Here is a 14,112-nt window from a genome sequence, read left to right as displayed (position 1 = left end):
GTAACTATGCTAACTAGTAGTGAATTTATTAGGCAATCACTGGAATTGCATCTTTTCTTTGCCAGAATCATGAAGGAACATTCATTCTTTTTAGAAGTAAGTTTCACCCCCAGGGACTCTAAGTGTATGCATCGAGCAGATGAATTTAGAATGGAGTTTGACAAATTTTTAGCTGATACTATAGCTCTTTCTAATGGTGTTGTTAGCTGTGATGTATTACAGTCGGGTGAAGTAATAACTCCGTATACATTAGAAGCTGAGAAGGCTTCAGCATATTTCACAGGAGTTAAGATTCCAACTAATTTAACTAAAGCAGAAGCTGGATTAATGGGGGATAGCGGGCAACATTGCAACCCTAAGCTAGAAGAAAAAGTGGTTAAACTTAATGAGAGAGCCCTTAGATTAATTAAAGATTTGGCACAATTTAAGTCTATGTTGCTGTCAGAGGTTTTGTGTTGCAGGATGTTTACAGTTAATTACCCTTTACTTATTGATCATATTTTAAGAGAAGCAAAGTTTTATTATAATTTGATTCAAAGGCTGCAAAAGCGTAAAGAAGTGGATTTAGAGAGAGATGCTTATGAGCAACAAACCTTCTGGAACAGAATAATGGCTGAGCATTCAAAATTTATTCGTGGACTTCTTGATCCAACTGAAGAGGAACTATTTAATATAGCTAATAACTTTGGAAAACAGTTTGATAAGTTAACAAAAGAGTCAAAAGAAGCCATGGATAATGAGATGTCAATTTCAAGAGTTACAGATAACAGCTTAAAAGCAACTTTTGAAATAAGTAAGTTTAAAGCTCAAGGTACTCAAGGTATATTAGAGTGTAAAATCAAATCTATTATAATACCTTTACTCGCTGATCATACCTTGCGTGAAGCAAATCACTACTTACGTTTATTGAAAATATTTAAAAAAAGTTACTAGAAATCTCCCTATATAATTATAAAGAAAACCCCAAATAGGCGGTGGAGCCTAAATGGGGTTTTTATAAAGGGGGTATTAGCAATTTTAAGTGACGCTTACATTTCTTTTTTTATACCCTTATTAAGAGTGTTTTCGTAATTAATGAATTCATATAAGTCCTCATTAAACAAACTATTAAATCCTGTAAGAACTTCTAAGGGCAAATCTTCAATTGCACAGTTATTAGCCTCACAATATAAGATTAATGAACCAATAACTTCATGAGCATCTCTAAAAGCCATACCTTTATTAACAAGATAATCCGCAGCTTCAGTAGCGTTTAAGAATCCTTTTTTTACAGCGTTATACATATTATCTTTCTTTATTTTTAAGGTGCTGAGCATGCCGTTCATAACCCTTACACACTTTTCCACAGTGTCTATTGCATCAAAGAAAGGTTCCTTGTCTTCTTGCATATCTTTATTATATGCTAGTGGAATTCCTTTCATAGTGGTTAGAAGGCTCATTAAATCTCCATAAACTCTTCCAGTTTTACCGCGAATAAGCTCAGCTGCATCGGGATTTCTTTTCTGCGGCATTATGCTGCTGCCTGTAGAAAATTCATCACTTATTTCTATGAAATCAAATTCTTTGGTACTCCAGATAATAAGTTCTTCGCTTAATCTGCTAAGATGCATCATTGTTATAGAAAATGCTGATAGAAGTTCTAGTAGGTAATCTCTATCACTTACTCCATCCATAAAATTATCTATTGGTTTTTTGAAGCCTAATTTTTCTGTAGTGATATTTCTATTGGTTTCATAGGTAGTACCGGCTAGAGCACAACATCCCAAAGGATTTTCATCCATAATATCAATTGCATTTATAAGTCTTTTTTTATCCCTAGTAAACATGCTATAGTAGGCCATAACATGCTGCTTAAAAGTTACCACCTGAGCTCTTTGCAAATGGGTATATCCAGGCATTAGAGCAGGATTATTACTTCCTAGAGCTTCTATAGTGCCTAAAAGTATCTCCAATTCTTTAATAAGATGGTAAGCTTTAGTCTTTGAATACAATCTCGTATCAACAGCCACTTGATCGTTTCTACTTCTAGCTGTATGAAGTTTCTTACCAACAGCACCTATTCTATTAGTTAGGTGTATTTCCATAAAGCTGTGAATATCTTCATAATCACCTTGAATCTCAAGATAACCTTCATTTATATCAGACAAGATTGAGTTAAGTCCCTTTATGATAAGTTTAGATTCTTCTTCAGTTAGGATGTTACACTTTGCTAACATAGTAACGTGAGCTATACTTCCTTGAATATCTTCATAATATAAAGTTTTGTCAAAGCTTAAGGAACTGTTAAAGTCCTCCATAAGCTTACTTTCTTTATCTTTAAATCGTCCACCCCAAAGTTTAATAATTTTCACCTTCATTTCTAAATGCTACTTTTTCCATAGTTCTTTACATGTTTATAATAAAATAATAAGTCAAAGTCATCATCTAGAAGCATTTGTAATATGAAACTTTAACAGAGAATCTCACTTTTTAATGCAAGATTACGGCCTCTAATTGGTTTATTTGTACAAATAAACTTCCGTATTCAGATAAGCTTGCTTATTCAGAGAAAGAAATAGTCTTTGTATTTTAGTGCTATGAATAGGGACTGTTTGCCCAGTGAACTGCAGACCTAATATTTACTGATACGTTACACCACAAAGATCAATTACAAAAATATTAGTACTTTCAAGACTTCTTAAAACTTATTCAATTTTTTATAAGCCTTAATTTTGCTTGGTAGTGAGAATAGGTTTATGAATCCTTCAGAGTCTTTGTGGTCATAAAGATCACTTGCACCAAAGGAAGATATACCTTCATCGTAAAGAGCATAAGGGGAGTCTTTACCAGCTACCATGATATTTCCTTTATAAAGTTTTAGCTTAACATAACCTGTTACAGTTTCTTGAGTTTTGTCTATAAAGGCATCAAGGGATTCTCTCATAGTAGTAAACCAAAGACCGTCATAAACTAATTCTCCATATTTTTGAGAAACTAAGTACTTGAAGTGATTTGTATCCTTATCTAAAGTAATTTCTTCAAGCTCTTTATGAGCAGCGTAAAGTATAGTACCACCAGGGGTTTCGTAGATTCCTCTTGATTTCATTCCAACAAGTCTATTCTCCACTAAATCTATAACTCCTATACCGTTTTCTCCACCAATTTTATTAAGAACCTTAACTACATCTATTGGCTCTAATTCTTTTCCATCAACCTTTGTAGCAATACCTTTTTCAAAGTATATCTCTACATAAGTAGGTTCATCCTTAGCAAGTTCAGGTGGAGTGGTCATAAGATATATGTCTTGTTTATGTTCATTGCTCAAATGCTCAATATCTCCACCTTCATGGCTTATGTGCCATAAATTTTGATCTCTTGAGTAGATTTTTTCTTTTGTGATGGATATTTCGATACCTTTTTCATTAGCGTAATCAATAGCATCTTCTCTTGATTTTATATCCCAAATTCTCCATGGAGCTATGATTTTTATAGTTGGATCAAAGGATGCTATACCAACTTCAAATCTAACCTGATCGTTTCCTTTTCCTGTGCAACCATGGCAAATATATTTTGCACCCTCTTTATGTGCAATTTCTACTAGTTTTTTAGCGATTAGGGGTCTTGCAAAGGAAGTGCCTAGTAAATACTTTTGCTCATACATAGCATTTGCTTTAACACCCTTAAATACGTAATCCTTTATAAATTCTGCAGTTACATCTTCAATATAAATTTTTTCTGATCCAGATTTTAGTGCTTTCTTTTCAATCTCCTTCATATCATCTTCTTGACCTACGTTGATGCAAGCTGCAATAACCTCCACATTATAGTTTTCCTTAAGCCAAGATATTATTATTGAAGTATCTAATCCTCCAGAATACGCTAATACCACTTTTTCTTTCATTTTTAATCATCCTTTCTTTTTCTCTTCTTAAGTTAACAATGTATAAAATAGTGCTTAAATGAATATTTATAAGATATTTATGAATAATGATTATAGTATTGTGTATATTTATAATATTTTATTCAAAAATTCTTTAGTTCGTTGTTCTTTAGGGGAGGTGAAAAATTCTTCTGGTGTACTTTCTTCTACAATTTTCCCACCATCCATGAAGATAACTCTATCAGCAACTTCTTTGGCAAATCCCATTTCGTGAGTAACGACAACCATTGTCATTCCTTCTTTTGCAAGATCCTTCATTACTCCTAATACTTCCCCTACAAGCTCGGGATCTAATGCAGAAGTAGGTTCATCAAAGAGCATTAAGTCTGGGTTCATGGCAAGAGCTCTTGCAATAGCAACCCTTTGTTTTTGTCCTCCAGATAGTTTGGAGGGGTAATAGGCTAATTTATCCTTAAGCCCAACTTTTTCGATAATATCCTTTGAGGAATTTAAAACTTCAACTTTATCTTCTCCCTTAACAGTAAGTGGGGCCTCCATCACATTTTGTAACACAGTCATATGGGGAAATAAATTAAAGTTTTGAAATACCATTCCTATTTTTTTTATTATATTTCGTGTATGATTTTTATTTTTGGTGTTTAACTTTTCACCTTCAATGAATACTTCACCGTGAGTAGGTTCTTCAAGGTGATTTAAGCATCTTAAAAATGTGCTTTTCCCTGAACCTGAGGGGCCAATTATCACGAGAACTTCACCTTTTTTTACTGTTACATTTAGATCCTTAAACACGGAGAGGCTACCAAAGCTTTTACTTAGATTTTTAGTTTCAATCATATTCATTTTTAATCACCTCTTTTAATATACTGACAGTCTTTTTTCGTAGTACGAAAACACTGTGGTGAAGATTGTAGTCATAGTTAGATACAGGCAGCCTGCTATAAAAAAGGCTTCCATTGGTCTAAAGCTAGAGGCATAAATAAGTTGAGCTGATCTCATAGTTTCCACCATTGCTATAGTGGAAACTAAAGAGGTATCTTTAAGCATTGTTATAAACTCATTGCCTACAGATGGTATAATTATTTTAAAGGTTTGAGGTAAAACTACTCTTTTCATAGTGTGAGAATAAGTAAAGCCTAGGGATTTACAAGCCTCAAACTGTCCTTTATCCACTGAAAGTATGCCACCTCTTATTATTTCTGCCATATAAGCACCAGAATTTAAGCTAAGACCTATTATTGCCGCCTGAAAAGGCGTGAATTTTATTCCTATAATGGGAAGACCATAATAAAAGAAAAATAATTGCAATAGCATAGGGGTTCCTCTAAAAAGCCAAGTATAAAAACTTGCAGGTGCATAAATCAATTTATTTTTAGATAGTTTTAGCAATGCTGTAAATATTCCTATGAAGCTTCCGAGCATTACTGAAATAAGTGTTAATTTGATTGTTACAACGCTTCCTTTCAGTAAAACAGGAAGCATTTCCTTTAAAATCTCTATATCCATTTTTCTGCCTCCATTCTTTATCATTTGTTACTTTAATTTACTTTTTATATGCATCAAATCCAAACCATTTAATTGAGAGTGCTGAAAGAGTGCCATCTGCCTCTAACTCATCAAGAGCATTTTGAATTGATTCTTTTAATTCAGTATCTTCCTTCTTAAATCCAATACCCATTGGTTCTTGGCTTAGCATGCCATCTAAAACTTCAAAGTCATTTGGGTTTTTAGCTACATAATATCCACCAACTTGAGCATCCATGATAACTGCGTCTACTCTTCCTGCTGATACTTCATGGAAAGCTTCTGTGATTTTGTCGTACTTTTTAACTTCTTTTACTCCAGGGATTTCAGAAGCTGCTTTGTCTCCAGTAGAACCTAATTGGCAAGCGATAATCTTTCCATTTAAATCTTCAAAGGATTTTATTGAGGTATTTCCTTTTTTCACTGCAACAACTTGTCCACCCATAACGTATGGATTTGAAAAATCTATAGTTTCTTTTCTCTTATCTGTAATACTTAAACCTGAAAGAATAATGTTAAACTTTGAAGAGTTTAATGCTAAAAGGATTCCGCTAAAGTCAGAAGTAATAAACTCAGTTTCAACCCCTAGTTTTTTTCCTATTTCTTTTCCTAAATCAATATCAAACCCTACTAAATTGTTTTGGGAATCTCTAAACTCCATTGGGGGATAAGAGTCATCTAATCCAATTGTTAATTTCCCAGCTTTTCTAACACCTTCCAGAGAATTTAAACTTTCTTGTTTTTGTCCACAGCCTACAAGTAATGCTCCTGTCATTGTAATTGATAATATTATTGATAATATTTTTTTCATTTTAATCACTCCTTAATTTGTGTTTTCGGTTAAAAGGTATCTTGGATTTGGGTTTTTGAATTATACATATGCATGCATAAATATGCATTAATAAATTAGTGGCAATTCAGAACTAGTTATAAATTATTTATAACCCACTATTCAAACTCTTTGTTTAGTGGGTTTTATCCCTGTTTTTTATTCATTATATATTCATATTAAACAAAAAGCAATAGATAAAACTAATATTTATTCATAAAATACTAATAAATATACATAAATAATTGTGAATACCTTTTCATTTGATAGTATTATTAAGTCTATAAAAAGGTGGTGGTTAAATTACCAAATGATTTATTGTAAGGAGTTATTCAAAACTATTTAATTAAGATAAATTTTTACTATATAAGTTTTTAAAATGCATAGGTTAAATGTTAATTGCTTATTTAAAAGTGATAAATTGATTTTAGATAATTAACTTGCTAATTTGAGTTAAAAAGGCTAATAGTGTTATTAAATGTAAAAATTCTTAAAAAATTTTAAGCGTATTAAAAAATATAAAAAAAGCATTAAGAAAGTATAAATAATTCATCTGTTAATCCGATTATATAAACATGTTGATTTTAGTAATTGTAATTTAGGTGGTCATATAATGACAACTAAGGTCTTTAAATTCCTTTCATCGACATATTTCTAATGGAAAGGATTCAAATACAGTTCATTATATATGAATTTACATTAATTTTGTTCTTTGTAAAAATGAACCAATAGGAGGAATTAAAATGACATTTAAAAGTATTAAAACAAAGACATTAGCTTCAATACTTCCTGTTATTATACTATCAATGGTAATTTTGACAGGTATAAGCTATATAACTTCAAAGAACATCATCAATGAAGAGATAAGGGGAAAAATGATTAATCAGCTTAGTGCAAATAGTGAAGAGATTAAAAAGAAACTATTTAAGCACGGTCAAATAACTCAATCTCTTGCAAAAACTGTAGAAGCTTCATATGGTGTTTTTACAAAAGAAAACTATGGGACTTTACTTACTAAATTACCAGCAACAAATGATGACACTTTAGGGGCAGGAGTTTGGTTTGAACCTTATAAATTCAATGTAAGTTCTAAGTTTATGGGTCCCTATGCTTACAAAGATAATGGAACTGTAAAGTTTACAGATGAATACAGTGATGGAAGCTACAATTATTTTGAAGAACCTTGGTATAAAATGGGGGTTGGAAGCAAAAATTCCATTGAGTGGTCAAATGCTTACACTGATGAAGTTACTAAGATAAGTATGGTAACTGCAACAAGTCCTATTTATGACAAGGATAATGTATTTATAGGAGTAACCACTGCAGATATAAGCCTTGCTACAATTCAAGAGATGATTAAAAATATTAAGGCTGGTAAAGAAGGAAAAGCCTTTTTAATTGACAGTACAGGTACATATATTTCTGATTTAGATGAAAAGAAAATCATGAACAAGAAGATAACTGAAGAAGAAAATGGAAGTTTAGCAAATCTAGGCAAAGAAATTCTTCAAAAGAAAAATGGTGAATCCATAATGAAGGATGAAGCTGGCATTAATAATGTCTATTATATGAGTATACCTGAAGTTGGCTGGACTATTGGAATTGCTATACCTCAAAGTGAGCTATATCACCCAGTGAAGACACTATTATCTGAGCTGATAGTAATAGCCTTAGTTACTGTTTTATTAGCAGCATTAGCAGTGTTGATTTTTACAACGTATTTAACTAAAAATATCACTAAAGTGAATAGTTTTGCCATGGCAATAGCAGAAGGAGATTTAACTCAAAACCTTAAAATAGCTTCAAAAGATGAAATAGGTCAAATGGCTACAAATCTAAATAGAATGAGTGAAAACTTGAAAAATATTGTTAAAGTAATCTTAGAAAACTCACAGGATATGAGTGCTGCCAGTGAAGAGTTATCAGCAACTGTTGACGAGATGGCAGGTAAAATTGGAATCATAAGTAGTTCAACAAATGAAATAGCAAATAGTTCTCAAGAAGCAAGCGCTGCTTCAGAAGAAATAACAGCTTCTGTTGAAGAGGTGAATTCAAGCATTCAAGAACTTTCAAATAAGGCTTCTGATGGTAGCTTTGAGTCTAACAATATTAGTAAAAGAGCTACTGAGGTTAGTATTAAAGCTCAAAAGTCAAATAATGAAGCTCAACTCCTGTATAAAGAAAAAGAAGAGAGTATAGTTAAGGCAATTGAACAAGGAAAAGTAGTCAGTGAAATAGTGAAAATGGCAGAGGCTATTGCTAGTATTTCAGATCAAACAAATTTACTTGCCTTGAATGCAGCTATAGAAGCAGCAAGGGCTGGTGAAAGTGGAAGGGGCTTTGCTGTAGTAGCAGAGGAGGTAAGAAAGCTAGCAGAACAATCTGCCAGTGCGGTAGTTCAAATTCAAGATACTATTGGTAAAGTTCAATTAGCGTTCAATAATTTGTCTGAAAACTCTGCAGGGGTTCTTAAGTTTATAGATGAAAACGTCATTAGAGATTATGAGCTTTTAGTAGGAATAGGAAAGCAATACAATGATGATGCAGGATTTGTTAGTGGCATGTCTGAGGATATTGCAGCTATGACTGAGGAAATAACTGCAACGGTAACTCAAATTGACGAAGCTATCCAAACCATGGCTAAAAATTCTCAAAGTACATCACAAAGTACTGGAGATATTTTAAATAGCATAAATGAGACTGCTCAAGGCATGGAACAGATTTCTCAAGCAGCAGAAAATCAAGCAAATCTTGCACAACGATTAAATGAGATGATAAATCAATTTAAGTTATAAAATAAAAAATATCTGTTTGATGAAAAAATCCTCTATGGTTCTCAAAGTACCATGGAGGGTTTTTGTCTTAACTATTTCAAAAATCAGTGATTCATTTGGTTATATTTCTTTTGTTCCACCATAGCACAAAAAGATGAATGGTTTATATATTTTTATCTAAGTCATTATTTGTAGCAAATTGAGTTGTTTTTTACCAGGGCCTTCTCCTTTATAAATAGGGACTACAAATATATTATCTAGATATCCATCTATAACAAGAGCTGAAGCAATAAGTTCTCTTTATTCTATTAAAAAAATAAATGTAATAATTCAGTTTGTTTAATGCTTCTCCATCCCTTATGTTAGAAGGAATAAGGTAAGACTTGGTATAGGTGATATACTTCACTTAAGGAGGATTGATTTAAGGTAAATTATTGCGAAGATATGTCATTGACAGGTAAAAAAAGAAATGGTAATCTATAAACATACCAAACGGTCGGTATATATAAATTATATTATAAATATTAGTTTTGCATGAAGAGCAATATAAAACTAAATAAAAATTAGAGGAGGAACATTTTATGAAAATTGATTTTGCTAGCGTGTTTGTAGATGACACCGATAAGGCTCTTAAGTTCTATACAGAGGTGTTAGGTTTTGTTAAGAAGATGCACATACCGGAAATAAACTGGATAACAGTTGTATCACCAGATCAACCAGAGGGAACACAACTACTTCTTGAACCAAATAATAATCCAGTGGCTAGTACATACCAAAGTGGTCTGATTGCTCAAGGAATACCAGCAACTTCTTTTGGAGTTGAAAATCTTGAAAAAGAATATGAAAGACTAACTAAACTAGGTGTTGAATTTACAGTGAAGCCAACAAAAACTGTAGGTGCCATCATTGCTGTATTTAAGGATACATGTGGTAATCTCATCCAAATGCATGAAACTCTAGAAGTTTAGGGTGAAAACTCTGACTCAAATCAAGTTAATTCAGAAAAGAGGAGAGAGGTATGAATAATACAAGAGAACATATTTTAAATGTTACCTTTAACCTTTTTTTACAAAAAAGTTTTAAGGAAGTCACTCTAAAAGAAATTGTAGAAAAAACAGGGTTATCCAAAGGTGGGTTTTATCACTATTTTACTAGCAAAGAACAACTTTTTCTCGAACTAGTTAATGATGTGTTTTCTTCTGTGATTGAGGTTCCTTATGATGAGTTCAGTAAGGATTCTCTATATAGTTTTTACATCGATTATATTAATTACTATGTGGAAAATTTAAAAAAACAAAACAAAAGTGCAGAAGGAAGTCCACCTAGTTTTAATTATATTTCACTGATTTTTGATGCTATAAAGCTTTTTCCTGATTTTCAGGAAAGACTTCAGAAGTCTAAAGAAGTCCAATTAAATTGCTGGAAGAATATCATCCATGCTGCAAGAGAAAAGGGTGAGATAGATTCTACCATGAGCGATGAGCAAATAGCAAATATGTTTATCAATTCATCTAGCGGAGTTGAAATGCACAGTATCTTTAAAGGAAGCAGTGAGGGCGTAGGAAAGACTTTATTAAATTTATGGGATAGTTTTTATGAAGAACTTAAACCGTAATTTTCAGTGAATTAAACCCTTATTTCTAGTGAAGATTGTGAGATGCATGGTGGTATATGTAAGGGGCCAGTTAAGTTTTCATTTGACATCCATATGCACTCAAAATGTAGATATTACATTCTTTTTCAGGAGTTACAAGAAGAGTGGACTTGTGTTCGAAGCTTAATCGAGGTTGAAAGCAATTATGAGGAGTAGGAAAATTTACCACACGAGAAATATATAATAAGTAAATAACACAATTAATTGACAACTTATTTACATTGTTATAATATTATAAAGTAAAGATTAACATTTCATTGCGATGATGAGGGAAGTAAATATTTATGACTTTTACAGAGAGCTCCGGAAGCTGAAAAGGAGTAAAGGAGTATTTATTGAAACAAGCCTCTGAGCACCATACCGAAGCTTTAAAAAGGGGAGGCTATGGCGTTTGCTCACGTTACAGAGCTAGGGTATAAGCAGTTTGTCGTACCTGAAGAGGTTAATATGGCAACATATTAATAAACTGGGGTGGTACCACGAAGTCAATATCTCTCGTCCCCAAGACTAGTAGTCTTGGAGGTGAGAGTTTTTTATTTTTTGAACCCTAAAATATATATTTCGTGGAGGTTATTTAAATGGATGATAAAGAATTTGTAAAAAATGAAATAGAATCAGAAAAAGTTAATACTGAATCAAATTTTATCCATAGAATTGTGGATGAGGATATAGAAAATGGAGCTTATAGCAGGGAGATTACAACTCGTTTTCCACCAGAACCAAATGGTTATCTTCATATTGGTAGTGCTTATGCTATAAATATAAATTACACCATAGCTAAAAAATATGGTGGTAAGTTTAATCTACGCTTTGATGATACTAACCCTTTAAAAGAGGACATGGAGTATGTAAGAGCTATAATTGAAGATATGAAATGGATTGGCTTTGATCCAGAAGATAGAATTTTCTATGGCTCAGATTATTCAGATCATATCTATGATTGTGCAGTAAGACTTATTAAAAAGGGAAAAGCTTATGTTTGTGATTTATCACCAGAAGAAGTTAGAGCATATAGAGGGACACTAACAGAACCAGGCAAGGATAGCCCTTATAGAAACAGAACTATTGACGAGAATTTGGATTTATTTGAGAGAATGAAAAATGGTGAGTTTCCATCTGGAGCAAAGGTTTTAAGGGCTAAAATTAATATGGCCTCTCCCAATATTAACTTCAGAGATCCAATACTTTATAGAATTCATCATGCAAGTCATTATAGAACAGGAGACAAGTGGTGCATATATCCAATGTATGATTTTGCACATCCACTTCAAGATGCTTATGAAGGAATTACTCATTCTCTATGCTCTCAAGAATTTAAAGATCATAGACCTCTTTATGAATGGTTCTTAAATGAGTTAGATTATGTAGAGCCTCCAAAGCAGAGAGAATTTGGTAGACTTAACTTAACTGGAGTTGTAACTAGTAAAAGATATTTAAGAGAGCTAGTTTTTAATAATTACGTGGATGGATGGGATGATCCAAGGCTTCCTACTTTTAAAGGCTTGAGACGTAGAGGGTTTACCCCAGAGAGTATCAAAGCTTTCTTAGGTGAAATTGGCGTTGGCAAAAGTGAAAGCACCATTGATATATCTATGCTAGAATATTGCTTAAGAAATGATTTAAAAACAAAGGTTCCTTGTGTTATGGCAATTTTAAATCCACTTAAAGTTGTAATAACTAACTATGAGGATGATAAATCAGAAGTATTAGACATTGCAAATAACACAGAAAATCCTGAAATGGGAAGCAGATTAGTTCCTTTTTCAAAGGTGATTTATATAGAAAAAGAGGACTTTATGGAAGAGCCAATTAAGGGCTTCCATAGATTAGCTCCAGATAAGGAAGTTCGTCTGAAGGGAGCTTATTTTATTAAGTGTAATGAAGTGATTAAAGATGATAATGGTGAAATTGTAGAACTTCGCTGCACTTATGACCCTGAAACTAAAAGTGGTTCTGGCTTTGAAGGAAGAAAAGTGAAAGGAACAATTCACTGGTTATGTGCGAATCATGCAGTAAAAGCAGAAGTTCATCTTTATGATAAGTTGGTTGCTAATGAAGAATTGTTAAAGGATGATACAAAAACTTGGGCTGAAAAAATTGACCCAAATTCTTTAGTGGTATTGAAGGATTGTTTAGTTGAAAGTTCATTAAGGAATGCGCAAGTAGAAAGTAAGTATCAATTTATTAGACATGGATACTTCACTGTGGATAAAAAATACACCACAGAGGATCATCTTGTGTTTAATAGAATTGTTCCTTTAAAGGATTCTTGGAAAAATAAAAAATAGAACAAAAACAAGAACAAGAACATGAACATGAATAAGAGGGTGTTTTAGATGAATTTATCATCTTAAGACACTCTCTTATTCGTCTACTTGTAGTTAAAAATGGTTATATTGAAAAAATGGAGTCTGTTGTTTTTGGATAGGGTGTTTCTTACTCATAGAGTGGGACTCAAGCCAACCAGTTGAAGCCCTTTTGAAAGGAGTGATTGGAAAGAAATTTTCCGAAGCTGGATTGGACATTTTAACTTAACTCTTAACTATTGTAAAAGATGTTTGATTTATATAAAATTAGGTTAATATATCAGTAAAATGGGGTAATTAAGATCTGTGAAAGAAGCAGAGAATGTAGTACTTATTAAGAGGATATTTACATGGAGGTGGCATCCTTGTGCGGGAGATTCTTATTAGATAGCAGCATAGATGATTTGAAAAATTATTATAATATCACAAATGAAGTGAGATATAAGAGGGGGGAACTATTTCCTAGTGATACTTCAATAATTGTAGATAATAGCGGCTTTAAGTCTTTATCTTGGGGGTTTCCTGGTAAAGATAAGCTTCTGATTAATGGAAGATGCGAAACAATTTTTGAAAGACCTATGTTTTCCGCTTCCATGGAGAGTAGAAGATGCCTTATTCCAGCAAACAGATTTTTGGAGTGGAAAGATGGAGTAAAGTATTCCATAGGAATTGAAGCCTCGGAGATATTTTCCTTTGGAGGAATAGTGAAGAGGTTTATCTTAAAAGATGGCACAGTAGCAGATAGATATCTATTATTAACAACAGAAGCTAGTGATAATATGAAAAATATTCACCATAGAATGCCTCTTATTTTAGATAGGACTTTAGAAAGGGAATTCTTAAATCCTTGGACGGCAAAAGAAGATATTAAAGCAATGCTGAGGCCATATGATAAAGGGAAACTTTCTATTATTTCCTTAAATGAAACAATGCAGCTTTCTTTTCTATAAAGCTATGACTAACATTTATATATTTAATGACGTCTTAGATGGATAAGTCTCCCTGTCCCTTTAGGGGTTAAACAAGTTAAAGGTGAGAATTCTCGGCAGTAAGCAAAGCTTTGAAACAAAGTATACTTTATTATAGTTAAAGACCCTCCAAGGCCCCTTACCAAAATGAACTTGTTCACTACTTAATAAATTGGTGAA

At 32.6% G+C, this 14,112-nt stretch carries 11 protein-coding genes and 1 other annotated feature; of the genes, 6 read left to right on the top strand and 5 right to left on the bottom strand.

Translation table 11 applies throughout. The features are described from left to right. Positions 1–6: 6 nt before the first annotated feature. The gene (locus RR409_RS01580; RefSeq protein ID WP_332555962.1) at positions 7–933 is read left to right on the top strand and encodes a DUF2935 domain-containing protein; all 927 of its coding nucleotides are present in this window, start codon (positions 7–9) and stop codon (positions 931–933) included. A 95-nt stretch (positions 934–1,028) separates the two neighbouring features. On the opposite strand, the gene argH is transcribed toward RR409_RS01580, so the two are convergent. From argH to RR409_RS01555, 5 genes are all read right to left on the bottom strand, one after another. Then, positions 1,029–2,342: an argininosuccinate lyase gene (argH, locus tag RR409_RS01575; protein ID WP_332556012.1), complete on the bottom strand. Its 1,314-nt coding sequence runs from the start codon at positions 2,340–2,342 to the stop codon at positions 1,029–1,031. 335 nt (positions 2,343–2,677) lie between these two features. Next, positions 2,678–3,880: an argininosuccinate synthase gene (locus RR409_RS01570; RefSeq protein WP_332555961.1), complete on the bottom strand. Its 1,203-nt coding sequence runs from the start codon at positions 3,878–3,880 to the stop codon at positions 2,678–2,680. A 108-nt stretch (positions 3,881–3,988) separates the two neighbouring features. Next, positions 3,989–4,720, bottom strand: coding sequence for an amino acid ABC transporter ATP-binding protein (locus RR409_RS01565; RefSeq protein ID WP_332555960.1), 732 nt, complete (start codon positions 4,718–4,720; stop codon positions 3,989–3,991). Positions 4,721–4,735: 15 nt separating this feature from the next. After that, positions 4,736–5,383 (bottom strand): amino acid ABC transporter permease, encoded by a 648-nt coding sequence (locus RR409_RS01560; protein WP_332555959.1) that lies wholly within the window; start codon positions 5,381–5,383, stop codon positions 4,736–4,738. A 37-nt stretch (positions 5,384–5,420) separates the two neighbouring features. Next, positions 5,421–6,212: an ABC transporter substrate-binding protein gene (locus RR409_RS01555; protein WP_332555958.1), complete on the bottom strand. Its 792-nt coding sequence runs from the start codon at positions 6,210–6,212 to the stop codon at positions 5,421–5,423. 761 nt (positions 6,213–6,973) lie between these two features. Here RR409_RS01555 and RR409_RS01550 point away from each other — a divergent pair. From RR409_RS01550 to RR409_RS01530, 5 genes are all read left to right on the top strand, one after another. Further along, positions 6,974–9,025, top strand: coding sequence for a methyl-accepting chemotaxis protein (locus RR409_RS01550; protein WP_332555957.1), 2,052 nt, complete (start codon positions 6,974–6,976; stop codon positions 9,023–9,025). Positions 9,026–9,585: 560 nt separating this feature from the next. Next, entirely contained in the window at positions 9,586–9,972 is a 387-nt protein-coding gene (locus RR409_RS01545; protein WP_332555956.1) for a VOC family protein, read from the top strand. A 50-nt stretch (positions 9,973–10,022) separates the two neighbouring features. Further along, positions 10,023–10,619, top strand: a complete 597-nt coding sequence (locus tag RR409_RS01540; RefSeq protein ID WP_332555955.1) for a TetR/AcrR family transcriptional regulator — start codon at positions 10,023–10,025, stop codon at positions 10,617–10,619. Between the two features lie 292 nt (positions 10,620–10,911). Beyond that, positions 10,912–11,164: a binding site (T-box leader), on the top strand. 72 nt (positions 11,165–11,236) lie between these two features. After that, positions 11,237–12,946, top strand: coding sequence for a glutamine--tRNA ligase/YqeY domain fusion protein (locus RR409_RS01535; RefSeq protein ID WP_332555954.1), 1,710 nt, complete (start codon positions 11,237–11,239; stop codon positions 12,944–12,946). A 383-nt stretch (positions 12,947–13,329) separates the two neighbouring features. Continuing rightward, positions 13,330–13,914: an SOS response-associated peptidase family protein gene (locus RR409_RS01530; protein WP_332555953.1), complete on the top strand. Its 585-nt coding sequence runs from the start codon at positions 13,330–13,332 to the stop codon at positions 13,912–13,914. Positions 13,915–14,112 lie beyond the last annotated feature (198 nt).

It is taken from the genome of Clostridium sp., assembly GCF_036642255.1.
In the GTDB taxonomy this organism is placed as follows: domain Bacteria; phylum Bacillota; class Clostridia; order Clostridiales; family Clostridiaceae; genus Clostridium_J.
This window is presented reverse-complemented; position numbering and strand designations above follow the sequence as displayed.

Bases quoted from the DNA above. Each gene is read 5' to 3' on its own strand.
- RR409_RS01580 (WP_332555962.1), top strand. From the start codon at position 7: ATGCTAACTAGTAGTGAATTTATTAGGCAATCACTGGAATTGCATCTT.
- RR409_RS01570 (WP_332555961.1), bottom strand. From the start codon at position 3,880: ATGAAAGAAAAAGTGGTATTAGCGTATTCTGGAGGATTAGATACTTCA.
- RR409_RS01565 (WP_332555960.1), bottom strand. From the start codon at position 4,720: ATGAATATGATTGAAACTAAAAATCTAAGTAAAAGCTTTGGTAGCCTC.
- RR409_RS01560 (WP_332555959.1), bottom strand. From the start codon at position 5,383: ATGGATATAGAGATTTTAAAGGAAATGCTTCCTGTTTTACTGAAAGGA.
- RR409_RS01555 (WP_332555958.1), bottom strand. From the start codon at position 6,212: ATGAAAAAAATATTATCAATAATATTATCAATTACAATGACAGGAGCA.
- RR409_RS01550 (WP_332555957.1), top strand. From the start codon at position 6,974: ATGACATTTAAAAGTATTAAAACAAAGACATTAGCTTCAATACTTCCT.
- RR409_RS01545 (WP_332555956.1), top strand. From the start codon at position 9,586: ATGAAAATTGATTTTGCTAGCGTGTTTGTAGATGACACCGATAAGGCT.
- RR409_RS01540 (WP_332555955.1), top strand. From the start codon at position 10,023: ATGAATAATACAAGAGAACATATTTTAAATGTTACCTTTAACCTTTTT.
- RR409_RS01535 (WP_332555954.1), top strand. From the start codon at position 11,237: ATGGATGATAAAGAATTTGTAAAAAATGAAATAGAATCAGAAAAAGTT.